The following is a 23,404-nucleotide window of genomic DNA, read 5'->3' as shown; positions in this document are numbered from 1 at the left end:
CTCGCGACCGCATGGCACGCTCTGCAGGTACGCATCCAGCGGGAAGGCGCAAAACCTTGCACGTGGTGATCATGGGCTGCGGTCGGCTCGGCTCGACGCTGGCCCACAAGCTCGACGCCCGCGGCCACTCGGTCGCGGTGATCGACCAGAACGCCGACGCGTTCCGCAGGCTGGGCGCGGAGTACGGCGGCGTCACCGTCACCGGGATCGGCTTCGACCGCGACGTGCTGCGGTCGGCCGGCATCGAACGGGCGGACGCGTTCGCGGCCGTGTCCAGCGGCGACAACTCCAACATCATCTCGGCCCGGCTGGCGCGCGAGACGTTCGGCGTGTCGCGGGTCGTCGCCCGCATCTACGACGCCAAGCGGGCCCAGGTCTACGAGCGGCTCGGCATCCCGACGGTGGCGACGATCCGCTGGGCCGCCGACCGGATGGTGCGCCATCTGGTGCCCGAGGGCACGGTCGAGGTCTTCCGCGACCCGACCAGCTCGGTGTCGATCGTCGAGGCGCCGCTGCACCGCGACTGGGTCGGCCAGACCGTGCGGTCGCTGGAGGACGCCACCGGCGCCCGGGTGGCGTACCTGATGCGCTTCGGCATCGGCTCGCTGGCCACGCCGTCCACCGTGTTGCAGGACGGCGACCAGGTCTTCATGCTGGTCACCGACGACATCGTCCATAACGTGCTGGGTGGCGCGGCAAGCGCCGGGCTTGGGGGCCACTGACCATGCGGATCGCCATCGCGGGCGCCGGCAACGTCGGCCGCTCGATCGCCCAGGAACTGATCGGCAACGGCCACCAGGTGATGCTGATCGAGCGCCAGCCGCGCCAGCTGCGCCCGGAGCGGGTTCCGGAGGCCGAGTGGGTGCTGGCCGACGCGTGCGAGCTGAGCAGCCTCGAGGAGGCCGACGTGGCCGGCTGCGACGTGGTCGTGGCCGCCACCGGCGACGACAAGGCCAACCTGGTCTGCTCGCTGCTGGCCAAGACGGAGTTCGCGGTCAACCGGGTGGTCGCCCGGGTCAACCGCGCCGAGAACGAATGGCTCTTCACCGAGCAGTGGGGCGTCGACGTCTCGGTCAGCAAGCCGCGCCTGATGGCCGCGCTGGTCGAGGAGGCCGTCACCGTCGGCGACCTGGTCCGGATCATGACGTTCCGGCAGGGCGAGGCGAACCTGGTGGAGATCACCCTCCCGCCGACCGCGCCGTACGTGGGCAAGCCGATCCGCGCGGTGCCGCTGCCGCGGGACTCCGCGCTGGTCGCCATCGTGCGCGGCAAGCGGGTGCTGGTTCCGACGCCCGACGACCCGCTGGAGGCCGGCGACGAGCTGATCTTCGTGTGCACCACCGAGGTCGAGGACGCGGTCCGCGCGGTGGTGCTGGGCGGCGCCCGCGAGATCGCCTAGGCTTCCGCCTCTTCCAGCTTGCCGTCCTCGGTCCGGGTCTCCGAGGAGGTCACCCGGTGCACGGCCCACGCGGTGTATGCGAACGTCGCGGCGTAGATCGGCCAGCTGATCAGGATCCGCACCACGCCGATGGCGTTCGCCTCGTCGGCCAGCCAGAGCCAGCCCTGCACGCCCGCCCGGACGAACAGCGACGCCGCCCAGACCAGGGTCAGCCACTGGAACGTGCGGAACAGCCGGGTGTTGTCGAACCAGTCGTGCTTGCCGCCGTTGGCCAGCACGCCCCAGACGTACCCGATGATCGGCCGGCGGACCGCGACCGACCCGATCAGGACGACCACCTGGCCGAGGGTCAGCAGGATGCCGGGCAGGTAGAAGTTCTTCGCGTCGCCGGTGCGCCAGGCCAGGAACGCGCCGATCGCGACGCCGAGCACGCCGTTGACCGCGTGCCGCACCGACTGCTTGCGGGTCAGCCGGTAGATGCCGATGGCCACCGCCGAGCCGAGGCTGCCGGCGATCGCCCAATACAGCGCCTGCTTCTTGCCCAGGTCCAGGCCGACGTCGCCGAGCAGCACGTTGAGCAGCACGAACGCGAGCACCGGGACGCTCGACTCGATGAGCCCGCGCACCCCGCCGAGCTGCTCGGAGATCTGCTCGCTCATCGAGGGGAACGGCTCTTCGTCCGACTCCGGCTCGGGCTCCTTGAGCGGATGGAGGTCGAGCTCCTCGACGAACTCCTCGGCGACCCTCTCCTCCACGGTTTCGTGCGCGGCGTGACGGGGCTCGCTGCCGGGTGTCACCGGGGCGCCTCCAGCTCGTAGTACGGGTTGTAGATGACCTTACGGTCGTCGCGCAGGGCGATGCGACCGCGGGCGGTGAGCTGACGACCCGGTTCGATGCCGACGATGGAGCGGCGGCCCAGGAAGACGAGCGTGACCACGTCGCTGCCATCGTAGAGATCGGCTTCGAGCGTCGGCAGGTTCGTGCGGGGAGTGTACGCCACTGTGCGCAGTCGTCCGGACACGGAGACGACCTCGCCGCGGTGACACTGACCGGCCGGCACGGCGCCGCATTTGGCGCTGTCGCGCTGCAGCTCCTGCGCGCTCAGCTCCTCCTCGGAGGCGGTCAGCCGTTCGAAGAACCGGCGCAGGCCGGTGGTGCGCTCATCGGTCGACATGACCTCGGTGCCACCTTCCTCGGCAAAGCCGTGGAATACACCGGCGGGGACCCCGGCGGACGGCACACAGTGTGGGCAGATGCCGCCCGTCCACGGTACGCCGGAACAGCCGCCGGTGACGTACCTCACCGGCGGCCGTTCGCGTCAGTGCGCGTGGCGCCCGTTGGTCTGCGGCGGTTGCTGCTGCTCCACGGGGCCGTGGTCGTGCCCCGCGTGCTGCGCCTCCGCCTGCTCGGCCATCTCCCGGGGCAGCCGCAGCGGCAGCGCCTCACGGACCGGCCGGGCCTCGTTGTCGCGGACCACCACGAGGCCGCGCAGGCACTCGCCGAGCACGCCCTCCTGGCTCGGCTGGGCGGCCGCCTGGCCCTGGAAGAGCGCGCGGACCATCCAGCGCGGCCCGTCCACGCCGACGAACCGGACATCCGCCGGCCCCTCGGGCGTCTCGACCCGGGCGGCGAGCTCGACGCCGTAGGGCCCGTCGAGCTCCACCGGCCCGGCGCCGTCGGACTTCATCGACTCGGCGATCTCGGCACGCACCTCGTCCCAGATGCCCTCGCTGCGCGGCGCGGCGAACACGCCGAGCTGCAGCGCGCTGTTGCCGTGCACGAGCACGATCTGCTCGACGCCGCCGTCCGGGTTCGCCTGCACCCGGACCTCGACGCCCTCGACGGCCGGGATCAACAGGCTCCCGAGGTCGAGTCGCTGCACCCCGTCGGGCGCCTGCGAGGCGTCGTAGGGGCCGAACTCGGGCGCCGGACCGTCGCCCATGCTCTTGGCGAGCGCCGCCGACTGGGGTGCGTCGTCCGGGCGCACGTGCTTCGGAGCGGCGCGCTTACGGGAGAACATCTGCGTTGCCACCTTCTTCGATCTAGAGCTGCTTCTGCTGCGCCGGCAGGGCGACGTGTCCGCCGGTCGAGCCGTGCCCGCCGGTCCCGCGCGCGGTGTCGGAGAGCTCGTCAACCACCTGGAAGACGGCCCGCTCGACCCGCTGCACGACCAGCTGGGCGATCCGGTCACCCCGGCAGATCTTCGCGGTGGCACCCGGGTCGTGATTGACCAGGTTCACCAGAATTTCGCCACGGTAACCGGCGTCGACGGTACCGGGCGCGTTGAGTACGGTCACGCCGAGGCGCACGGCCAGCCCGGAGCGCGGATGCACGAGGCCCACATAGCCCTCCGGAAGGGCGATGGCGATGCCCGTGCGCACGCACCGCCGCTCGCCCGGTGCCAGCTCGACGTCCTCGGCGGCGACCAGGTCGGCTCCGGCGTCGCCCGGGTGGGCGTAGGCCGGCGGCGGCAGGTCGGGGTCGAGCCGGCGGAGCTGCACGGCCACGGTCTCGGTCACGGTCGTCGTCCTCACGTTTCTCGTCGGCGAGCGGCACCCACCCTGCCATCCTGCCGTGCTCTGGGGCGGAGGCGCGCCGTACCGTAACCAGGGTGACAGCCCAGCCCTCCGCACGCACCACCGAGCCCCTCCGGCCGGTGTACGCCGAGCGCCTGCGCATCCCGTGGTACGCGTGGCCGGCCGGGCTCGCGTGCGCCGCCCTGCTCGCCGCCGAGGTCTGGATGGGCGGCACCGGCCTGCGCGCGTGGGTGCCGTTCGCGGTCCTGCTGCCGGTGGCCCTGCTGCTGCTGTGGCGCGCGGACCGGATCCGGGTCGCGGTGACCCGGACCGAGTTCCAGGTCGACGACGCGCGGCTGCCGCTGAGCGTGATCGCCGACGTGGTGCCGCTTGACGCCGACGGCAAGCGCGAGGTGCTCGGCGTCGGCTCGCACCCGCTGGCGTTCGTGGTGCAGCGCCCGTGGATCAAGGGCGCGGTGCAGGTGCTGCTCGACGACCCGGCCGACCCGACGCCGTTCTGGGTGGTCAGCACCCGGCGCCCGGTCGAGCTGGCGACCGCCCTGCTGCGCGCTAGGAGCTGAGCTCCCGGCGCTCGGCGTCGATGACCGCCGGGCCGAGCCGCCGCAGATCCTTGACGACCTGCTCGCCCAGGCGCAGGGTCGCGCGCCGGTTCAGATAGCTCGCCACGGCCGCGCCGGTGAGCATCGGTCCCAGGGTGGTCAGATTGCGCCCGAAGCGGCGCAGCAGCGTGCCCTGCAGCTCCCGGCGGGCCGTGGTGCCGAGCACCGTGGCGACGCCGATGCCGGGCACGAACGGGTTCACTCCGCGCTGGCCGGCCCAGGACTGGATGAGCGCGGACGCGCGCTGCATGGCGCTGCCCGCCACCGGCCGGCCGTAGACCTCGTGCAGCTCGCCGACGAGCTTGAGCTCGATGCTGACCACGGCGACGGTCTCCGCGGCCAGCAGGACCGGCACGGAGAGCAGGGTCGGCGCGGCGGCCCACTCGAGCGAGGCCACGCCGCCGCCGGCCGCGCCGACGCCGGCCGCCGCCCGGGAGGCGTTGCGGACGAGGCGCTCGGCGAGCGCGTCGCCCTCCAGGCCGTCGTAGTGGCGGCGCAGGGTGGCGAGATCGCGGACCGGCACGTGCGGCGCGATGTCCGCCACCACCTCGGTCATCCAGCGCATGGCGGAACCGGGCCGGAACAGCCTGCCCGGCCCGCGCCGGCGTACGTCGCCGACGAGCCGGGCGAGCAGGTGCCGGCGCTTGGCGGGCTCCAGGTCGTCCGCGGAGAGGGCGGCCACGGTGGCGCCGATGCCCGAGCCGGCGGCGGCACCGTCGGCCGTCTCGGCGGGATCGACCTTGATGAGCTCACGCCCCTGGTCGTCGGACTGTGCCGAGTCGTCGTCTGGGCGGCTCATCGTCGACCTCCCCGCATCCACTGTCGGATCTCTGCGATACCCGGTCAGGGTTGTTACCCAGTTAAGACGACCCGTCAAACGGGCCACCGGGATCAGGGGTCGGTACGTAACCCGGCCGTCGGCGACGGCCGGGGGGTACTGCTCGCGAGCGCGCCGGTCAGGCGCACTCGCGGCAGATCAGTTCCCCGTTGCGCTCTACCGCGAGCTGGCTGCGGTGATGCACGAGGAAACAACGGGCGCAGCGGAACTCGTCGGTCTGCATCGGCAGCACCTTGACGGTCAGTTCCTCGTCGGCCAGGTCGGCACCGGGGAGCTCGAAGCTCTCCGCCACCTCGACCTCGTCGACGTCCACTGCGCCCGACTGCGAGTCGGCGCGGCGGGCCTTGAGCTCCTCGAGGCTGTCCTCGCCGAGGTCGACCTCGTCGCGACGCGGGGCGTCGTAGTCGGTGGCCATCGGTTTTCACTCTCCTGTATCGATGTGTCACTTGGCGTAAGTAACGCCCGCGACGACGTTTCGGTTCCCGGTTCCGGCGGACTTTTCTCCCGAGCCTGAACAGCCGGGACCGCCAGTCCGCCGAGGCGCCCCCACCCCCTCGTGAAACTGCCCCGGCAAACGCGGCACCTTACCGCCCCCGTGCGTGGCTTGTACGCGCGCGGGCGGCCAATTGTTCCCGATGTGACTGAGGCGACATCAAGGTAGGGGCAGGAGCGCGTGGATCATCGTCGGCGCGCCGGGAACATTCCCTCTTTCCGCAGGCATGGCGGGCAGACGCTAACCTCACCGCATACCCCGTCCGGTACTGGACGGTGGCCGATCGAGCTGATCCCGGGAGCCTGTTCCATGAGCTTTGCCCGCGTCCGAGCACTCGTTGTGGTCGGCGTGCTCGCCGTGGCAGCGGTGGTCTTCGTCGTTGTGGCCCTCGTCCGCGACACCCAGGGCGACGCGGTCGCCGGCGGCGGCTGCCCCGACGGTTCGGTGATGGCCGACGTGACCCTGCCGGACGATCCGGAGCAGGTCACCGTCCGGGTCTTCAACGGCACGAAGACCCCCGGCCTCGCCGACAGAGTCACCACCGAGTTCAAGAACCGGCGCTTCAAGGCGCAGAAGCCGGGCGAGAACAAGAAGAAGATCGACGGCGTCGCGGTCATGCGTTACGGCCCCGAGGCGGTCGGCTCGGCGTGGCTGCTGCGGGCGTTCTTCCTGAACCAGGCCGACGTGCAGTACGACGCCAAGCGCAAGGGCGCGGTCGTCGACATCATCGTCGGCCGCAATTTCCAGCAGCTCGCCACCACCACCGAGGTCAACCAGTCGCTGGTCGAGCTCGGCGAGCCCGAGCTGCCGGTCGGCGCGTGCGTCGCGCCGAAGAAGGACTCCTGACGTCCTAGGGGCCACCGGCGGCGTCCAGTTCCACGAGCGCGTCGTGCAGGGCGTCGAAGAGCGCCGGCGGGGCCGCCACGAGCATGTCCACGCCCGCGGCGGCGCCGTCGAGCCCGGACACGCGCAGGCCGGCCTCGGCGGCGATCAGGCCGCCCGCGGCGTGGTCCCACGGGTTCAGCCCCTTCTCGAAGTAGGCGTCCAGGGCACCCTCCGCCGCCAGGCAGAGGTCGATCGAGGCCGCGCCGAGGCGCCGGATGTCACGGACCCGGGTGATCAGGGCGGCCAGCACCGCGCCCTGATGCGCGCGCCGCGCCGGGTCGTAACCGAACCCGGTGCCGAGCAGCGTCTGGTCGAGTCCGGTACGCACCGAGCCGCTCAGCCGCCGGCCGTCCCGCCAGGCGCCGCCGCCGAGGGTGGCCGTCCACTCGTCGCCGGTGGCCGCGTTGCACACCACGCCCGCCACCACGACGCCGTCCACCTCGGCGGCGAGCGAGACCGCGTACAGCGGCAGGCCGTAGAGGTAGTTCACGGTGCCGTCGATGGGGTCCAGGATCCACCGCACGGCCCCGGCGGACGCGGTGGCGGAGGTGCCGTACTCCTCGCCGAGCACGCCGTCCTGCGGGCGCTCGGCGGCCAGCGCGTCGACCACCTGCCGCTCGACCGCGCGATCGGCCGCCGTCACCACGTCGGTGTCGGTGCTCTTGGTCCGCACGTCGGTGATCGCCTCGGCCCGCATCCGCCGGGCGGTCGCGGCCGCCTCCCGGGCGATCCGTACGGCCATCCCGAGCAGTACGTCCGGCGTCGATGCCCCGGTTTCCACAGTCACCATGACCGTCCTCTCAGCCGATATCATTCTCCCGGCAAGCGCCTACCTCGAGCTCTCCGACCCCCTCGGGAGCACCCGCGGCGTGCCGGTGGCGTGCTGCGGCGGGAGGATCTCGCCGGACGGCGCTACAATTCACCCCTGCCCACGCTTCACGGACAGCCGCCAGCGGGCCCGTCCGCGTCCCGAGGGCTCCCACACCACACCGGCCAGCCTCGTTCCGCCGCGCGCTGCGCTGGGCACACGGCCGTGTTTCATCGCCCTCCGGAAGGTCATTCGTGACAGAAGCCCACCAGACCGGTGCCGACGTTCGCTCTCTCACCGAGGCCCTGATCGCCCATGCTCAGGGTGCGGGCGGGCAGATCACGTCAGCCGAGGTCGTGCAGACGGTCGAGTCCGCCGAGGTGACGCCGGCCCAGGCCAAGAAGATCCTCCGCGCCCTCGTGGACGCGGGGGTCACGGTCGTCGTCGACGGATCGGCGAGCACCCGCCGCCGGGTCTCCGCCGCCCGCGCCGCGACGCCCGCCTCCAAGGCCACCACGGCCAAGGCGACCCGCCCACCGGCGGCGAAGAAGGCCGCACCGGCGCCCAAGCAGCCCGGTGCGGACGACGACGCCCCCGCCGGTGCCACGGCCGCCAAGAAGGCCGCTCCCGCCCGGAAGGCCGCCGCACCGCGCAAGGCGACCGGCACCGCGACCAAGGCGACCGCGGCCAAGGCCGCGAAGCCCGGCGAGGGTCCCGCCGACGGCGAGGAGATCGATCCCGAGGAGCTCGCCGCCGCGATCGAGGACGTCGTCGTGGAGGAGCCGGCCGCCATGGTCAAGGCCGCCGCCACCGACGCGGCCGCGACCGCGACCGACGGCGACTTCGAGTGGGACGACGAGGAGTCGGAGGCGCTCAAGCAGGCGCGCCGCGACGCCGAGCTGACCGCGTCCGCCGACTCGGTCCGCGCCTACCTGAAGCAGATCGGCAAGGTCCCCCTGCTGAACGCCGAGCAGGAGGTCGAGCTCGCCAAGCGGATCGAGGCCGGGCTCTACGCGGCCGAGCGGCTGCGCGCCTGCGACGACGGCGAGGAGAAGCTCGACCGCACGTTCGAGCGCGACCTGCGCTGGATCGGCCGGGACGGCGAGCGGGCCAAGAACCACCTGCTCGAGGCCAACCTGCGACTGGTCGTCTCGCTGGCCAAGCGCTACACGGGCCGCGGCATGGCGTTCCTGGACCTGATCCAGGAGGGCAACCTGGGCCTGATCCGCGCGGTCGAGAAGTTCGACTACACCAAGGGCTACAAGTTCTCCACCTACGCCACCTGGTGGATCCGCCAGGCCATCACCCGCGCCATGGCCGACCAGGCCCGCACCATCCGCATCCCGGTGCACATGGTGGAGGTCATCAACAAGCTCGGCCGCATACAGCGTGAGCTGCTCCAGGACCTGGGCCGCGAGCCCACTCCGGAAGAGCTGGCCAAAGAGATGGACATCACCCCGGAGAAGGTCCTCGAGATCCAGCAGTACGCTCGGGAGCCCATCTCGCTGGACCAGACCATCGGCGACGAGGGCGACAGCCAGCTCGGCGACTTCATCGAGGACTCCGAGGCGGTCGTCGCGGTCGACGCGGTCTCGTTCTCGCTTCTGCAGGACCAGCTCCAGCAGGTGCTGCAGACGCTCTCCGAGCGCGAGGCCGGCGTGGTCCGGCTGCGCTTCGGCCTGACCGACGGCCAGCCGCGCACGCTGGACGAGATCGGCCAGGTCTACGGCGTCACCCGCGAGCGCATCCGGCAGATCGAGTCGAAGACGATGTCAAAGTTGCGACACCCGTCGCGGTCGCAGGTTCTGCGCGATTACCTGGACTAAGGGGTTCGTTGCAGGCACGGACATCTTGATCAATACTGGATGGCGACCCATCCAGTCAACAGTCCGTGCCTGTTTGGTCACCACCCGTACATCGTTCGGTGGTGAACAGGCCGTAGTGCAGAAGTGATCGTTGACGTGGCACCCTTGGAGCACGGCACACTAGCCCGACCACGTGTGACTTGGGTCCCCCCGGGACACAGTGGGAAGGCTGCAACGGCCAAAGGTGTTGCACGATGGGTGAGCAGTAGCCGAGGAACATGTTCATCGGTGACGACCAGAGGAGGAAGGCGATGACCCCGACTCTCACGCCGCCGGCGGGAACGGTGGCCGGAACAGCAGCCGATGAACGGTGCGACCGCTGCAATGCAGCCGGGAAGCTCCGTTTGACCCTGGCTGGTGGCAGCGAGCTGGTGTTCTGCGGACACCACGCCAACAGGTACGCCGAGGACCTGGTGAAGATCACGGTTCAGTACGTGGCGGACCCGGAGTTCGTTTGGCGCGGCGCGGACATGATGTCTAACTCCAACTAATCCCCTCAGCAACCAAAAGGGGCGTTCCGCGTGGGACGCCCCTTTTTCGTGTCCCCGATCGGGGCCGCCCAGGCCGAGACGTCAGAGCGTCTGGATGGTGGCGATGCGCTCCTCGAGCTGCTCGATCGTCGCCTGGGCGCTCGGCGGACCGCCGCAGAGCCGGCGGAGCTCGGCGTGGATCTTGCCGTGCGGCAGGTCGGTGCGGTGGTGGTGCGCCGCCACGAGGGTGTTCAGCCGGCGGCGGAGGCTGTTGCGCCGCTCCCCCGCGCTCAGCACGACGACCGGCTCGCGATCGGCCGAAACCGGCTCAGCGGCCTTCTGCCGCTTCTGGGCGGCCACTTGCTCACTCTGCCGCCGGTTCAGCAGAACGACGACCTGATCGGGCGTCAGGAGGCCCGGAAGGCCCAGGTATTCCTCCTCCTCGGGCGTGCCGGTGCGGGCACCCGTGCCGAACGAGGTGCCGTCGAAGATCACCTGGTCGAGCTCGGCGGTGGCCGAGAGCGCCTCGAAGCGCTTGTCCAGCTCGCCCTCGGCGTCCTCCGCGCGCTGGGCGCGCTCGAGCAGGGCGTCGTCAAGGCCGTCCGGGTCCTTGGGCGCGCCGAGGATGTGGTCGCGCTCGGCCTCCATCTCGCTGGCGAGGCCCAGCAGGTGCGGCACGCTCGGCACGAACACCGTGGCCGTCTCGCCGGTGACCCGGGCGCGCACGAAGCGGCCGATCGCCTGCGCGAAGTAGAGCGGGGTCGAGGCGCTGGTCGCGTAGACGCCGACGGCCAGGCGGGGGATGTCGACGCCCTCCGAGACCATCCGCACCGCGACCATCCAGCGCTGCTCCGAGAGCGCGAACGAGGCGATCCGCGCCGAGGCGCCCTGGTCGTCGGAGAGGACCACCACGGCCGGCTCGCCGCTGATCTCGCTGATCAGTTTCGCGTAGGCCCGGGCGGTCTGCTGGTCGCTCGCGATGACGAGGCCGCCCGCGTCGGGCATGCCGTTCTCGCGCAGCCGGGAGAGTCGCGCGTCTGCCGCCTTGAGCACCTGCGGCATCCAGTCGCCGCGGTGGTCCAGGGCCGTGCGCCAGGCCTGCGCGACCAGGTCCTTGGTCATCGGCTCGCCGAGGCGGGCCGCCAGCTCGTCGCCCGCGCTGGTGCGCCACCGGGTCTCGCCGGAATAGGCCAGGAAGATGACCGGGCGCACGACGCCGTCGCGCAGCGCGTCGGAGTAGCCGTAGATCGAGTCGGAGCGGGAGCGCTGCAGGCCGTCCTGGCCGCGCTCGTAGGCGACGAACGGGATCGGGTTGTCGTCGGACCGGAACGGGGTGCCGGTGAGCATCAGCCGGCGCTCGGCCTCCTCGAAGGCCGACTTCACGCCGTCGCCCCAGGTGCGGGAGTCGCCGGCGTGGTGGATCTCGTCGAGGATGACCATCGTCGGGCGGGTCATGGTGCGCCGCCGGTGCACCGCCGGCGCCATGCCGACCTGCGCGTAGGTCAGGACGGCGCCGTGGAAGTCGCTGGACGAGTGCACGTCCGAGTTGCGGAACGACGGGTCCAGCTGGATGCCGACCCGGGCCGCCGCCTGCGACCACTGGGTCTTCAGGTGCTCGGTCGGGCAGACCACGGTGATCGCGTCGACCGTGCCGTCGGCGAGCAACTCGGCCGCGATGCGCAGGGCGAAGGTGGTCTTGCCGGCGCCGGGGGTCGCGACCGCCATGAAGTCGGGGCTGCGCCGGCGCAGGTATTCGACCAGTGCCTTACGTTGCCAGGCGCGTAGCGCTGGGAAGGTCTCCAGGTTCGGCAGAGGCGGACTCAAGCTGCGACGATCCTCTCGACTCACAAATGCGCCCCCGCGCAACAGCCGCGGAGGCGGGACCCAGCATAGCGGCGGCCTACGACATCCGCCGGTCACGGCGCCGCCACCGGGGCCGACCACCGCCGGTACAACGCGAGCAGCCGGACGCCGGTCATCACCAGCACGGCGACCGCCAGCGGGACCTTCCCGGCCATGTGCAGCCAGGTCAGCGCGGTGACGACGGCCGCGCCGCCGAGGGCGACCACCGCGTAGATGTCGCGCTGCAGCACCACCGGGATCTCACCGGTGAGCAGATCGCGGGCGAGGCCGCCGCCGATGGCTGTGAGCATCCCCACCAGGCAGGAACCGACCGGCGGCACCCCGGCGCCCAGGGCCTTCAGGGTGCCGGTGACGGTGAACAGCCCCAGCCCGGCGGCGTCGAGCAGCAGGACCATGCGCCGCAGCCGGTTGAACTGCGGGTGCAGATAGAAGACCGCCACCGACACGAACACGGTGGTGACGGCGTAACGCCAGTCGGAGAAGGCCAGCGGTGGCACCGACCCGATCACGAGATCGCGCAGGATGCCGCCGCCGAGCGCCGCCACGAAGCCGACGAAGCCGACGCCGAACAGGTCGAGCCGCTTCGCGACGGCGGCGCTGGCGCCGGACGCCGCGAAGGCGGCAACACCGATCAGGTCCGCGACCAGCAGGCTGTGGCTGCCGGTCACGAGGAGACCCCGAGGATCAGTGCTTCATCGACTCGTAGATCTCCTTGCACTGCGGGCATACCGGCGAGCCCGGCTTCGGCGACTTGGTCACGGGAAACTTCTCCCCGCACAGAGCGATCACGAAGGTGCCCATAACGGCACTCTCGGCGATCTTCTCCTTGCGCACGTAGTGGAACATCTCGGGACCGGTGTCGGCGTCCTTGGTCTCCGGACGCTCCAGAATCTGCGTGCTCACGGCATCTGCCCTTCATGAGTCTCAAGACTGTGCCCAACAAAGCTGGGGTCGACCCGCGTGCCCCCCGGTCAGCGCGGAAGAAGCTCCAACCCACAAGTCTGACACCTCACGCCTGGTCGGTCCAACGACAACGGATCAGCACGGCACCGTACCGTTGCCATCGTGACCGATTCCACGCGGCAGATGGGCCGCTTCGCCATCCGTTACGGCGACCACGTGACCCGGGCGCGCCGCGACGGCCGTCCGGTGGTGGCGCTGGAGAGCACGATCGTCTCGCACGGCCTGCCCCGGCCCGACAACCTGCGGGTGGCCCGCGAGATCGAGCAGACCGTACGCGACAACGGCGCCGTTCCCGCCACGATCGGGATGATCGGCGGCGAACTGATCGTGGGCCTCGAGGACCCGCAGATCGAGCAGCTCGCCGGCGCCGACGGTGTGGCAAAGCTCTCCGTCCGTGATCTCGCCGTCGCGGCGGCCACCGGCGTCGACGGCGCGACCACCGTCGCCGCCACCAGCGCGATCGCGGCGGCGGCCGGCATCGGCGTCTTCGCCACCGGCGGCCTCGGCGGCGTGCACCGCGAGGCCAACGCGACCTTCGACGAGTCGAACGACCTGACCACGCTGGCGCGTACCCCGATCGTCGTGGTCTGTGCCGGGGTCAAGTCGATCCTCGACGTCGGCGCGACGCTGGAGCGGCTGGAAACCCTCGGCGTCTCCGTCGCGGGCTACGGCACCTACCGCTTCCCGGGCTTCTTCGTCACCGACGGCGGCTTCGACGTCGACTGGAAGCTGGACACGCCAAGCCAGGTCGCCGACGTGATGGCCGCCCGCGCGGACCAGGAGGTCGGCGCCGGCGCGCTGGTGCTCGGCAACCCGCTGCCCGCCGACGAGCAACTCGACCCGGAGGTGCACGACCGCACCCTCGCCGAGGGCCTCGAGCTGCTCGCCCGCGACGGCATCACCGGCAAGGCCGTCACGCCGTTCCTGCTGGCGCACTTCCACGGCAGCACGCACGGCCGGAGCCTGGAGGTCAACGTCCGGATCATCCTGCGCAACGCGGCGCTGGCCGCCCGGATCGCGGTGGCCGCGACGCCGGCGCCCGCCGCCCTCGGCTTCGCGCTGCCCGGATGACCGTCCTGGTCGTCGGCGACCTGGTCACCGACGTGCTCGTGACCCACGCCGGCAACATCGCCGTCGGCTCGGACACCTCGGCGCGGATCACCGTCGGCGGAGGCGGGCAGGCGGCCAACACCGCCGCCTGGCTCGCCCGGGCCGGTTCCGGTGTGACGCTGGTCGCCGCCGTCGGCGGCGACCACGCCGGCCGGGAGCGGATCGCCGAACTGATCGCGCTCGGGGTCCGCTGCACGGTGCGCGCGCACCCCGGCGCGGTGACCGGCAGCGTCGTCGTGCTGAGCTCGGCACACGAGCGCACGATGATCACCGACCGGGGCGCGGCGCTGCTGCTGAGCCCGGCGGACGTCGCGGCGGCGGTCAAGGCCGCCCCGGGCGCCACCCACCTGCACCTCTCCGGCTATCCGCTGCTGCACGCGGGCTCGCGGGCCGCCGGCGTCGCCGCGCTGACCGCGGCCGCCGAGCGCGGCCTGACCACCAGCGTCGACGTGGCCTCCGCGGACCCGCTGCGGCGGCTGGGCGCCGAGGCCTTCCTCGATCTCGTACGCGGCACCGACGTGCTGCTGTGCAACTCCGACGAGGCGGAGGTGCTCGTGGGCGCCGGAAGCCCGCGGCAGCAGGCGGCACACCTGACCGCGTACGCGGGCAACGTGGTGATCAAGCTCGGCCCGGACGGTGCCGTCTGGGGCACCCCGGACGGGACGATGCGCTCGATCGCGGCCGCGCCCGTACCGGCGCTCGATCCGACCGGGGCCGGTGACGCCTTCGCGGCCGGCCTGCTCACCGCGTGGTGTTCCGGCGCCGGCCCGGACGCCGCGCTCACCGCCGGCACCGAACTCGGCGCCCTGGCCGTGCAGACCCTCGGCGGACGCCCAGCGTCCTAAGGCTCGACGTCGATGGTGCGGTGTCCGGTCTCCTCGGCCGACTCCGCGGGGAGGACCCGCTGCGGGTTGGCCGTGGGGGCCACCGCCGGGTTCTTCCTGCTCTTGGGCGGGCGGTCGTTGGCGATCAGCACCGCCGCCCAGGGCAGGAAGACCATGCCGGCCGCGCAGAGGATCAGCCAGAGCGGCAGCAGCGGCGGCTTCACGCTGATCAGGATCGCGCCCAGGATCAGGCAGACGGCGCGCATGCTCATCATGGTCACGTAGCGGATCTGGCGGCTGCGCAGCTGATCGCTCTGGCTGCGGGCGGCGTCGGTGATCAACACCGGCCGCTCCGGCTGCTTCTTCACCCGTGCCTCCGATCGACCCGCCCATCCTCGCACTGCGGCCGGCGTCACGACCACCGCAGGCCCGACACCGGCGAACCGGAACACCTACAGAAGCGGGCCGGGTTACCGATCATCAAGCCCGTGCGGGCGAGGCTGCTGAGGTCGAACCGGCGACGCCTGTCGGGCGTCGCCCTGGTCGTCGTGGTCGCCGTCCTCGGCTGCGCCGGCTCGTGGGCCGCCGCGCGCAGCGCCGGCGACGCCGAGCGGCGCGACGCGGCCCAGCTCATGGACCGCTACACCAGCGACATCTCCCGGGCGATCATGACCGAGGTCCAACGGTACGGCGACACGCTCACCGACCTGTCCGTCTCGCTGGGCGCACAAACCGACCTGACCGCCGACGACTTCGACTGGATCACCGACAAGGTCAGTCACCGCGGCCTGCCCGGAGCCACCACGCTCGGTTTCGTCGTCGCCGCGCCCGACAGCGGGATCGCCGACGTGCAGAAGTACTGGCGCGGGCTCGGCGAGCGCGGCCTCACGCTGCGGCCGGCCGGGACCGGGATCCGGCACGCCTTCACGGTCATCACCCGTCCCTTCAACGGCGTACCCGTCGAGGCCGGGACGGACCTGTCCATGAGCGCCGAGGCCATCGAGACCATGCGGGAATCCACGCTCGTGAACGGCTTCGCGGTCAGCCGGCCGCACGTGCTGCTCGAGGACCGTTCGCTGCCCTCGGCGCAACGGCAGCTCTCGTTCCTGTTCGCGGTGCCGATCCAGCACATCGGCGGCGGCACCCGGGGCTGGCTCACGCTGGGCGTGCACGGCCGCGACCTGCTCGCGGAGACGCTGCGTACCCATGCGCACGGCGCCGTGACCGCCGACCTCGACGATCCCGCCGCCAGTGCCGGGCAGGCCATCGCCGGCGCCACCGGCCCGGCGACCGGCCACCGCCCCACGGCGCTCGACCGGGTCGTCCACGTCTACGCCGGGCTGCGCACCTGGGAGCTCTCGGTGCGGCCGACCCAGCAGCTGCTGAAGGAGACCGACCGGGGGCTCGTCGCGGACACGCTGGCGGTGGCGATGACGATCACCCTGCTGCTCACCCTGCTGATCGCCCTGCTCGCCGGTGCCCGCAACCGGGCGATGAGCAAGGTCGACGCCGCGACCGCCGCGCTGCGCGGCGACATCGTGCGCCGCCAGGAGGTCGAGACGCGGCTGCGCGAGCGCGAGCTCGAACTCGAACGGCTGGCCCTGCACGACTCGCTGACCGGCCTGGCCAACCGCGCCGGGCTGGACGCCGCGCTCGCCGAGGTGGTGAGCGAACGCGCGGACATCGCGCTGCTGCTCATCGACCTGGACGACTTCAAGCTGGTCAACGACGCGTACGGGCACGCGGCCGGCGACGCGATGCTGGCCGCGTTCGCGCGGATTCTGCTCGGCGGTCTGCGTACCGGGGACGTGGCCGCCCGGATCGGCGGGGACGAGTTCGTGGTCCTGGTCACCGACGTGGCCGAGGCGCGGGACGCGGTCGCGGCCGCGCAGCGCATCCTCGCGACGGCCGCCGCCGTGCCGCTGCGGCTCGGCGACGACACCGTCGCCGTGCGGGCCAGCGTCGGCGTGGCCACCGGGCGGGACGGCGACATCCCGAAGGAGCTGCTGCGCCGCGCCGACGTCGCCATGTACCAGGCCAAGCACCTCGGCACCCACGGCGTTCAGCTGTACGACCCGTCGATGGTCGACCGGCGCGCCGCGGACGCCCAGCTCGCCGAAGACCTGGCCGGCGCGCTCGACCGCGGCGAGCTGCACCTGCTCTACCAGCCGCTGGTCGACCTCGCCGGCAGCCGCCCGGTCGGCGTCGAGGCGCTGGTCCGCTGGAATCACCCACGGCTGGGCCAGGTGCCGCCGGCGCAGTTCATCCCGATCGCCGAGCGCAGCGGCACGATCGCGAGGATCGGCCTGTTCGTGCTCGAGACGGCGTGCCGCCAGGTCGCGAACTGGGACGGCCTCTACGTCAGTGTCAACCTGTCGCCCCGGCAGCTGCAGGAGCCGATGCTCGTACGGGACGTGCTCGACGTGCTGGCGCGCACCGGGCTGGCGCCGGAGCGGCTGGTCCTGGAGATCACCGAGTCGGCGCTCGTCGACGAGAGCACGGGCATCGCGATGCTGAGCGAGTTCCGCGGGCACGGCATCCGGGTGGCCATCGACGACTTCGGCACCGGCTACTCGTCGCTGCACTACCTGACCCGGCTGCCGGTGGACATCCTCAAGATCGACCGCAGCTTCGTGGCCGAGCTGAACGGCACGCCGGAGGGCTCGGGCATCACCGAGGCGGTGTTGCGGCTCAGCCAGGTCCTGCACCTGACGACCGTCGCCGAGGGCATCGAGACGACCGCGCAGGCGGCGGAGCTGCAGACGCTGGGCTGCGGCATCGGCCAGGGCTACCTCTTCGCCCGGCCGCTGCCGCCGGCGGAGCTGATCGAGATGCTGGCCGCCGCGTCCGCCTCCTGACCACAGGTCAGGCCTTCGCCGCCCTCGCCTCGGCCTTCATCTGCTTCTTGTTCGCCCGGACCCGGGCCAGGGAATCGTCGTCGACGATGTCCGCGACCGACCGGTACGAGTCCTCCTCGCCGTAGCCGCCGGCGGCCGCGCGCCAGCCGGGAGGCTGCACGCCGTACTGCTTGCCGAGCAGCGCGACGAAGATCTGGGCCTTCTGCTTGCCGAAGCCCGGCAGCGCGAAGATCCGCTTGTACAGCTCGGCCCCGGTCGGCACGTCCCGCCAGAGGGCGGCCGCGTCCCCGTCGTACCGGTCGACCAGCACCCGGCAGACGTCCTGCACGCGCGCGGCCATGGCCTTCGGGAAGCGATGCAGCGCCGGCGGCTTCGCGAAGATCGCGATCAGCTCGTCGAGGTCGAAGCCGGCGAGCTCCGCCGCCGTCGGGTCGTGCCCGAGACGCTGCGCGAGCACGTACGGCGAGGTGAACGCCTTCTCCATGGTGATCTGCTGATCGAGGGTCAGGCCGATCAGCACCGCCAGCGGGTCGCGGTCGAGCAGTGCGTTGGCCTCGGCGTCGATGGGCAACGAGAACGTCATGCGCCCATCTTGCTACCCGGCCCGGGGAAGTGGTGCTCGCCCGTCGCCGGGCCGATAAAGTTGTACATGTTCTTGTACCATTGAGGGCATGACACGTCAGGATGTGCTCGGCGTCGCGGAGGCGCGCAAGCAGCTACCCGACCTGCTGGCCGGGTTCAGCCGAGGCTCCGCCGATTCGGTGTTCCTCGGCGCGCACCGCAAGGCGGTCGGCGTGCTGCTGCCGGTCCGGGTCTACGACGAGCTCTGCGGCGAGCGCGAGCGGGCGGTCGACGACGCGGTCGGATCCTTGCGAGCCGAGGGGCTGCAGCCATCCTCGGTGGCGACCGAGCTGGCCGGCCTGTTCGCACAGGGCCGCATCACCGCGGGCCAGATGGAGGCCATGCTGCTGGCATACCACCGCGCGTGATCGGCGAGGACCCCTACGTCGTCGACGGCGTCCTCGTCAACAAGCTCGGCATCACCTCCGCGGCGGCGCTCAGCCAGGCTGAGGCGGACCTGACCCTCGCCGCCCTGCTGCACCTCTCGGTCCATCCGCTGCCCGGCGCCTACGACCTCGACCACCTGCGGCGATTCCACCGGCAGATCTTCGGAGCCGTCTACGCCTGGGCCGGTCGGATCCGGACGGTCGACATCGCCCGGACTCCGCGGGACGTGTTCTGCCGGTGGCCCTTCATCGAGTCGCAAGCCGCCGGCGTCTTCGCCGCTCTCGCCGCGGAGGGCAGGCTCGCCGGGCTGACCCGGGCGGCCTTCGTCGCCCGGCTGGCGCATTACTACGGCGAGATCAACGCGATCCATCCGTTTCGCGAGGGCAACGGCCGGACTCAGCGCGCCTTCCTCGGGCAGCTGGCCCGGGACGCCGGCCGGCGGATCGCCTGGAGCGAGCTCAACGCGACGGAGAACGACGCGGCGTCGGCCGCCGCGCTGCACGGCGACGCCAGGCCTCTGGTCCTCATGTTCGAGGGCATGGTCAGGCCGTGGTGACCTCCACGCCCACGGCCCTGGCGGTCCCGGCGGTCCCGGGCGGCCCCGGCAGTCCCGGGCGGCTCCAGCAGTCCGGGCGCCCGGCGGTCCCGGCGGCGGCTTCGCTCGGGCGGCGGTGTGGCCCGGCGGTTCCGATATCGTCGGCGGGTGACCGGCCCACCGCTCGCCTCCGGCCGCGAGGCCGATGTGTATGCGCTCGACGAGCGGCGCGTGCTGCGCCGCTACCGGCGCGAGGCCGACGTGACCGACGAGGTCGCGGCGATGCGCCACGTCGGCGGCCTCGGCTACCCGGTACCCGCAGTTTACGAGGCGGCCGGCGGCGACATGATCATGGAACGCCTCGACGGCCTCACCATGGCGCAGGCCTGCGCACGGGGCACGCTGAGCATCGACGACGGCGCCGCGCACCTGGCCGGGCTGCTGCGCCGGCTGCACGAGCTGCCGCCCTGGCCCGGCGCGGCCCCCGGCAGCCGCATCCTGCACCTCGACCTGCACCCGGAGAACGTGCTCATGACGTCCCGGGGCCCGATGGTGATCGACTGGTGCAACGCCCGGCCCGGCGATCCGGACCTGGACACCGGCCTCACCGCGCTGATCCTGGCCCAGGTCGCCGTCGACGAGCGGCACGATTGGTCCGCCGCGGCCGAGGCGATGCTCGCCTCGTTCCTGGCGGCGGCGCCCGGCGAGCCCGCCCGCCTGCTCGACGAGGTGGTCCGCTTCCGGGACCGGCAGCTGTCCGGCACCGAACCGCTCGACGCCGCCGCGGAGAGGGTGCTCGCGTGCGCGCGCTGATCCAGACCGTCAGCCGGGCGAGCGTGACCGTTGACGACGAGGTCGTCGGCAAGATCGAGGACGGGCTGCTGGTGCTGGTCGGCGTCACCCACGACGACACCGCCGCGATCGCCGCGAACCTGGCCCGCAAGGTCCACGAGATGCGCATCCTCGACGGGGACGCCTCCGCCGCCGAGACCGGCGCGCCGCTGCTCGTGGTCAGCCAGTTCACCCTCTACGGCGACGCCCGCAAGGGCCGCCGGCCCACCTGGTCGGCGGCCGCGCCGGCCGAGGTCGCCGAGCCGCTGGTCACGGCCTTCGTCGAGGCGCTGCGGTCACGCGGCGCGACGGTGGAGACCGGCCGGTTCCGGGCACACATGCTCGTGGAAAGCGTGAACGTGGGCCCGCGAACCGTCTGGTTGGAGACCTAGTGGTGTCCTGCCGCCATCGTCGGCAGGACGCCTCCTAGAAGAAGCCGCGGCGCTGCGCGGACTGCTGCAGCCAGCCGTTGAGCTGCGCGGTCCAGTCCACCTGGTCGACGGTGTGGTAATCCACGTCGAAGCGGCCGAACGCGTCGTGGCCCTCGGTGAAGAGGCCGCCGCGCTTGTCGATCTCCAGCACCACCTGCAGGTTGTGCGGCGTCGGGATGAACGTGACCTCGAGCTGGTTGATGCCGCTCGCGTAATGCGCCGACGGGTGGAACTCGATCTCCTGGTAGAACGGCAGCGTCTGCTGCACGCCGTAGACCCGGCCCCGCTCCACATCGGCCCGGCTGAAGCGGAAACCGAGGCGCAGGAACGCGTCCAGGATCCGCTCCTGGGCCGGCAGCGGGTGCACGGCCACCGCGTCCAGGTCGCTCTTGTCGACCGCCCGGGCCACCTCGAGCTCGGTACGCAGGCCCATCGTCATGCCGTGCAGGTGCTGCCCGTACACCTCGGTGATGGGGGTCTCCCACGGCACGTCGAAGCGGAACGGCACGTCGTGACGGGCCCCGGCGTCCAGCTTGAAGGAGCCGGTCAGCCGCTGCCGCTGGAACTCCTGGTCGGTGTTGTACTCACTGTCACCGCTCTCGACCTCGACCCGCGTCATCAGCCCGAGCGCGACATATTCGATGTCGACGGCGTGGTCGCCGCCCATGACGTGCACCTGGCCCTCGAGGAACCCCCCGGGACGGCAGTTGGGGTTGGCAAGCACTGTTTCCACGGACGGGCCACCGACGCCCATCGCCTGCATCATGCGCTTGAAGACCACGAAGTTTCCTCCTAGATGTGTTCCTGCCGCAGATTATCGGCCCCCGACAACGCATTCGGAATTACGTCTGCTTCGGCAAATGTCCCATCAATCCGGGCACCCTGTCGGGTTCACGACCTCAGGGTTCTCCCCGATTCATGCCACCTGGACGCTTGCCTCACCTCCGCTTAACGCGCCTGCCGCCAAGCTAGTGATCACCGGCACGAATGCGGCTGGGAATGCACGACTCGGTGAACGCGGGGAGGGGACTGAAAGGTGGTCCTGCAGATGAAGGCGACGGAGTCCACGGCGGCGGTTGCTGCCGAGAACATCATGACTGACGGTGTCGAGCCCTTGGCGGACTTGGACGCGACCGACGAGCGCGGTGTATCCGCGGACCTCGTCCGGGCGTACTTGAACGGCATCGGCCGCACGCGTCTGCTCACCGCGGTCGAGGAGGTGACTCTCTCCAAGCGGATCGAGGCCGGCCTCTACGCACAGGAGAAGCTCTCCGAGGCCGGCGACGACCTGGCGCCGCTGCTGCAGATCCTCATCGCCGAGGGCCGGGCCGCGAAGAACCACCTGCTCGAGGCCAACCTGCGGCTCGTGGTCAGCATCGCGAAGCGCTACACCGGCCGCGGCATGGCGTTCCTGGACCTGATCCAGGAGGGCAACCTGGGCCTGATCCGCGCGGTCGAGAAGTTCGACTACACCAAGGGCTACAAGTTCTCCACCTACGCCACCTGGTGGATCCGCCAGGCCATCACCCGCGCCATGGCCGACCAGGCCCGCACCATCCGCATCCCGGTGCACATGGTCGAGCAGGTCAACCGCATGGTCCGGGCCCGCCGGGACCTCGCCGCCACGCTGGGCCGCGAGCCGAGCGTCGCCGAGATCGCCAAGGCCATGAGCGTGCCGGAGTTCCAGGTCATCGAGCTCATCTCCTACGACCGCGAGCCGGTCAGCCTGGACCAGGCCGTCGGCGAGGACGGCGAAAGCGCCCTCGGCGACTTCGTCGCGGCGGTCGACCCGCGCGGCGAGCCCGGCGACAGCGTCGGCCGCGGCGAGCTGCGCAGCGAGGTCGAGATCGTGCTCGCCACGCTCTCGGAGCGCGAGTCCGCGGTGATCCGGCTCCGCTTCGGCCTGGACGACGGCCGCCAGCGCACCCTGGACGAGGTCGGCCGGGAGTTCGGCCTGAGCCGCGAGCGGATCCGCCAGATCGAGAAGGTGACGATGTCCAAGCTTCGCGACCCGCAGCGGGCATCCCGCCTGGAGGCATACGCCAGCTGACGTTTCACCCGTTCGGAAAGGCCGGTCGCATCGCGACCGGCCTTCGCCATGTCCCGGAGCGACGCTGCACTGCCTGACCGGCTGCGCGACACCGCTCCACTCCGGCCAGTCCCCCCTCGCCGCTTCTTTCTGCCGACGCACCCTCGCCGATTCGCACTCGATCACTCGCTGGCCCGCCCCAACCCGGCTCACCCCAGCCCAGCTCAGCTCATCGCGGCTCGCACCATCGCGGCTCGCTTCTGCCAGTCACTGTGGCCAGCTCGCACCTACCCGACTCGCACCTGCCAGTCACCGTGGCCGGCTCGCACCTACCCGACTCGCACCTGCCAGTCACCGTGGCCGGCTCGCACCTGCCAGTCACCGTGGCCGGCTCGCACCCCGCCGACTCGCTCGCCACCGGCTCGGACTTTGCCCTACTCGCCCACGGTTCGCTCTTGCCGGCTCGCACTTGCCGGTTCGGCGGCGGCTGAGCCAAGATTTGCCGGTGGCGCCGGGTCACCGCCCGGCGGGACCACCGGCGCGCGTCGCGGACCGGCCTTCGCCCGGCCCGGTGCGATCGCCGACGGGATCAGCGCCGGGAGGCGAGATGAGAGCCGCCAACCTGCTGCTGCGGTTCGTCCTCGAGTTGTGCGCGCTCGCCGCCTTGGCCTACGGCGGCTGGCAGGCGCCGGGGCAGTACTGGGTGCGGCTGCTGCTCGCAATCGCGCTGCCGCTCGCCGCCGCCGTCATATGGGGACAGTGGGTGGCGCCGAAGGCCCGCAAGCCGATCCCCGACCCGCTGCGACTCGTGCCCGAGTGGGTGGTCTTCGGCGGGGCCACGATCGCACTCGTGGTGACCGGCCACCCCGTCCTCGCAGTGCTGCTAGCAGTCCTCGCCGCGGCAAACCGCCTAGCCCTGCACCTGCTGGACACGACCACGGGCGGTCAACCCGCAGCCTGACCAGTTCTTCCATCCGCGCCACGCCCACTGGTCTCAACATCCCGTCGATGACTCGCGGGAAGACCACCCCGTCGCCGACGAGTCCCACCCGCGAGAG

General features: G+C 71.7%; 28 protein-coding genes. 15 read left to right on the top strand and 13 right to left on the bottom strand.

Annotated elements, in window-relative coordinates; translation table 11 throughout:
- Window positions 1–56 precede the first annotated feature (56 nt).
- A complete protein-coding gene (locus tag AB0F10_RS03380) occupies window positions 57–722 on the top strand; it encodes a TrkA family potassium uptake protein (protein WP_360620187.1) in 666 nt (221 codons plus the stop codon).
- Window positions 719–1,399: a TrkA family potassium uptake protein gene (locus tag AB0F10_RS03375; protein WP_360620211.1), complete on the top strand. Its 681-nt coding sequence runs from the start codon at window positions 719–721 to the stop codon at window positions 1,397–1,399. Before AB0F10_RS03380 ends, AB0F10_RS03375 begins: the two co-directional genes overlap by 4 nt.
- On the opposite strand, the gene AB0F10_RS03370 is transcribed toward AB0F10_RS03375, so the two are convergent.
- The 4 genes from AB0F10_RS03370 to dut all read right to left on the bottom strand — a co-directional run bounded on the left by AB0F10_RS03370 (window position 1,396) and on the right by dut (window position 3,918).
- On the bottom strand, window positions 1,396–2,196 hold the full coding sequence (locus AB0F10_RS03370) for a DUF3159 domain-containing protein (protein WP_360620186.1): 801 nt from the start codon (window positions 2,194–2,196) through the stop codon (window positions 1,396–1,398). The genes AB0F10_RS03375 and AB0F10_RS03370 overlap by 4 nt on opposite strands.
- Window positions 2,193–2,573 (bottom strand): OB-fold nucleic acid binding domain-containing protein, encoded by a 381-nt coding sequence (locus AB0F10_RS03365; protein WP_354722231.1) that lies wholly within the window; start codon window positions 2,571–2,573, stop codon window positions 2,193–2,195. Before AB0F10_RS03365 ends, AB0F10_RS03370 begins: the two co-directional genes overlap by 4 nt.
- A gap of 144 nt (window positions 2,574–2,717) precedes the next feature.
- Window positions 2,718–3,419 (bottom strand): DUF3710 domain-containing protein, encoded by a 702-nt coding sequence (locus tag AB0F10_RS03360; RefSeq protein WP_360620185.1) that lies wholly within the window; start codon window positions 3,417–3,419, stop codon window positions 2,718–2,720.
- A gap of 22 nt (window positions 3,420–3,441) precedes the next feature.
- A complete protein-coding gene (dut, locus tag AB0F10_RS03355; protein WP_360620184.1) occupies window positions 3,442–3,918 on the bottom strand; it encodes a dUTP diphosphatase in 477 nt (158 codons plus the stop codon).
- Window positions 3,919–4,010: 92 nt separating this feature from the next.
- Between dut and AB0F10_RS03350 the strand changes: the two genes are divergently transcribed.
- Window positions 4,011–4,496, top strand: coding sequence for a DUF3093 domain-containing protein (locus AB0F10_RS03350; protein WP_360620183.1), 486 nt, complete (start codon window positions 4,011–4,013; stop codon window positions 4,494–4,496).
- Here AB0F10_RS03350 and AB0F10_RS03345 read toward each other — a convergent pair.
- Together AB0F10_RS03345 and AB0F10_RS03340 are read right to left on the bottom strand one after the other, a co-directional pair.
- Complete coding sequence (locus AB0F10_RS03345; protein ID WP_360620182.1) at window positions 4,486–5,334, bottom strand: hypothetical protein; 849 nt, start codon at window positions 5,332–5,334, stop codon at window positions 4,486–4,488. The two genes, AB0F10_RS03350 and AB0F10_RS03345, sit on opposite strands and share 11 nt — an antisense overlap.
- 157 nt (window positions 5,335–5,491) lie before the next feature.
- On the bottom strand, window positions 5,492–5,788 hold the full coding sequence (locus AB0F10_RS03340; RefSeq protein ID WP_023561654.1) for a DUF4193 domain-containing protein: 297 nt from the start codon (window positions 5,786–5,788) through the stop codon (window positions 5,492–5,494).
- A 387-nt stretch (window positions 5,789–6,175) separates the two neighbouring features.
- Between AB0F10_RS03340 and AB0F10_RS03335 the strand changes: the two genes are divergently transcribed.
- Window positions 6,176–6,712 carry a LytR C-terminal domain-containing protein gene (locus AB0F10_RS03335; RefSeq protein WP_360620181.1) on the top strand — a complete coding sequence of 179 codons (537 nt, stop codon included), beginning with the start codon at window positions 6,176–6,178 and terminating at the stop codon, window positions 6,710–6,712.
- A gap of 4 nt (window positions 6,713–6,716) precedes the next feature.
- Here AB0F10_RS03335 and AB0F10_RS03330 read toward each other — a convergent pair whose 3' ends face one another.
- Window positions 6,717–7,541, bottom strand: coding sequence for an inositol monophosphatase family protein (locus AB0F10_RS03330; RefSeq protein ID WP_360620180.1), 825 nt, complete (start codon window positions 7,539–7,541; stop codon window positions 6,717–6,719).
- Window positions 7,542–7,813: 272 nt separating this feature from the next.
- Between AB0F10_RS03330 and AB0F10_RS03325 the strand changes: the two genes are divergently transcribed.
- Entirely contained in the window at window positions 7,814–9,385 is a 1,572-nt protein-coding gene (locus AB0F10_RS03325; RefSeq protein ID WP_360620179.1) for an RNA polymerase sigma factor, read from the top strand.
- A gap of 290 nt (window positions 9,386–9,675) precedes the next feature.
- Window positions 9,676–9,915, top strand: coding sequence for a hypothetical protein (locus AB0F10_RS03320; RefSeq protein ID WP_360217520.1), 240 nt, complete (start codon window positions 9,676–9,678; stop codon window positions 9,913–9,915).
- Between the two features lie 81 nt (window positions 9,916–9,996).
- Here AB0F10_RS03320 and AB0F10_RS03315 read toward each other — a convergent pair whose 3' ends face one another.
- The 3 genes from AB0F10_RS03315 to AB0F10_RS03305 all read right to left on the bottom strand — a co-directional run bounded on the left by AB0F10_RS03315 (window position 9,997) and on the right by AB0F10_RS03305 (window position 12,660).
- Window positions 9,997–11,718 (bottom strand): DEAD/DEAH box helicase, encoded by a 1,722-nt coding sequence (locus AB0F10_RS03315; protein ID WP_360620178.1) that lies wholly within the window; start codon window positions 11,716–11,718, stop codon window positions 9,997–9,999.
- A 92-nt stretch (window positions 11,719–11,810) separates the two neighbouring features.
- Window positions 11,811–12,425 carry a TRIC cation channel family protein gene (locus AB0F10_RS03310; protein ID WP_360620177.1) on the bottom strand — a complete coding sequence of 205 codons (615 nt, stop codon included), beginning with the start codon at window positions 12,423–12,425 and terminating at the stop codon, window positions 11,811–11,813.
- A gap of 16 nt (window positions 12,426–12,441) precedes the next feature.
- Window positions 12,442–12,660, bottom strand: coding sequence for a DUF3039 domain-containing protein (locus tag AB0F10_RS03305; protein ID WP_203765641.1), 219 nt, complete (start codon window positions 12,658–12,660; stop codon window positions 12,442–12,444).
- Window positions 12,661–12,843: 183 nt separating this feature from the next.
- On the opposite strand from AB0F10_RS03305, the gene AB0F10_RS03300 reads away from it, so the two are divergent.
- Window positions 12,844–13,791, top strand: a complete 948-nt coding sequence (locus AB0F10_RS03300) for a pseudouridine-5'-phosphate glycosidase (RefSeq protein ID WP_360620210.1) — start codon at window positions 12,844–12,846, stop codon at window positions 13,789–13,791.
- Complete coding sequence (locus tag AB0F10_RS03295; RefSeq protein WP_360620176.1) at window positions 13,788–14,675, top strand: PfkB family carbohydrate kinase; 888 nt, start codon at window positions 13,788–13,790, stop codon at window positions 14,673–14,675. Before AB0F10_RS03300 ends, AB0F10_RS03295 begins: the two co-directional genes overlap by 4 nt.
- On the opposite strand, the gene AB0F10_RS03290 is transcribed toward AB0F10_RS03295, so the two are convergent.
- Entirely contained in the window at window positions 14,672–15,022 is a 351-nt protein-coding gene (locus AB0F10_RS03290) for a DUF3099 domain-containing protein (protein WP_360620175.1), read from the bottom strand. The genes AB0F10_RS03295 and AB0F10_RS03290 overlap by 4 nt on opposite strands.
- Window positions 15,023–15,142: 120 nt before the next feature.
- Between AB0F10_RS03290 and AB0F10_RS03285 the strand changes: the two genes are divergently transcribed.
- On the top strand, window positions 15,143–17,512 hold the full coding sequence (locus AB0F10_RS03285; RefSeq protein WP_360620174.1) for a bifunctional diguanylate cyclase/phosphodiesterase: 2,370 nt from the start codon (window positions 15,143–15,145) through the stop codon (window positions 17,510–17,512).
- Between the two features lie 7 nt (window positions 17,513–17,519).
- On the opposite strand, the gene AB0F10_RS03280 is transcribed toward AB0F10_RS03285, so the two are convergent.
- Window positions 17,520–18,095: an HhH-GPD-type base excision DNA repair protein gene (locus AB0F10_RS03280; RefSeq protein ID WP_360620173.1), complete on the bottom strand. Its 576-nt coding sequence runs from the start codon at window positions 18,093–18,095 to the stop codon at window positions 17,520–17,522.
- An 88-nt stretch (window positions 18,096–18,183) separates the two neighbouring features.
- On the opposite strand from AB0F10_RS03280, the gene AB0F10_RS03275 reads away from it, so the two are divergent.
- From AB0F10_RS03275 to dtd, 4 genes are all read left to right on the top strand, one after another.
- Window positions 18,184–18,501, top strand: a complete 318-nt coding sequence (locus AB0F10_RS03275) for an antitoxin VbhA family protein (RefSeq protein ID WP_360620172.1) — start codon at window positions 18,184–18,186, stop codon at window positions 18,499–18,501.
- Complete coding sequence (locus AB0F10_RS03270) at window positions 18,498–19,076, top strand: Fic family protein (RefSeq protein ID WP_360620171.1); 579 nt, start codon at window positions 18,498–18,500, stop codon at window positions 19,074–19,076. The genes AB0F10_RS03275 and AB0F10_RS03270 overlap by 4 nt, the downstream gene beginning before the upstream one ends.
- Before the next feature lie 147 nt (window positions 19,077–19,223).
- Window positions 19,224–19,868, top strand: a complete 645-nt coding sequence (locus AB0F10_RS03265) for a phosphotransferase (protein ID WP_360620170.1) — start codon at window positions 19,224–19,226, stop codon at window positions 19,866–19,868.
- Window positions 19,856–20,278 carry a D-aminoacyl-tRNA deacylase gene (gene dtd, locus AB0F10_RS03260; RefSeq protein WP_360620169.1) on the top strand — a complete coding sequence of 141 codons (423 nt, stop codon included), beginning with the start codon at window positions 19,856–19,858 and terminating at the stop codon, window positions 20,276–20,278. Before AB0F10_RS03265 ends, dtd begins: the two co-directional genes overlap by 13 nt.
- Window positions 20,279–20,312: 34 nt before the next feature.
- Here dtd and AB0F10_RS03255 read toward each other — a convergent pair whose 3' ends face one another.
- Entirely contained in the window at window positions 20,313–21,098 is a 786-nt protein-coding gene (locus AB0F10_RS03255; RefSeq protein ID WP_360620168.1) for a sporulation protein, read from the bottom strand.
- A 312-nt stretch (window positions 21,099–21,410) separates the two neighbouring features.
- Between AB0F10_RS03255 and sigB the strand changes: the two genes are divergently transcribed.
- Both sigB and AB0F10_RS03245 read left to right on the top strand, forming a co-directional pair.
- Window positions 21,411–22,367 carry an RNA polymerase sigma factor SigB gene (sigB, locus tag AB0F10_RS03250; RefSeq protein ID WP_360620209.1) on the top strand — a complete coding sequence of 319 codons (957 nt, stop codon included), beginning with the start codon at window positions 21,411–21,413 and terminating at the stop codon, window positions 22,365–22,367.
- Window positions 22,368–22,953: 586 nt separating this feature from the next.
- Window positions 22,954–23,307, top strand: coding sequence for a YrdB family protein (locus tag AB0F10_RS03245; RefSeq protein ID WP_360620167.1), 354 nt, complete (start codon window positions 22,954–22,956; stop codon window positions 23,305–23,307).
- Window positions 23,308–23,404: the final 97 nt, after the last annotated feature.

Origin of the sequence: Actinoplanes sp. NPDC026623 (assembly GCF_040638275.1) — a bacterium.
Lineage (GTDB): Bacteria > Actinomycetota > Actinomycetes > Mycobacteriales > Micromonosporaceae > Actinoplanes.
Note: the sequence above shows the minus strand (reverse complement) of the source record. Positions and strands in the feature narration are given on the sequence as shown.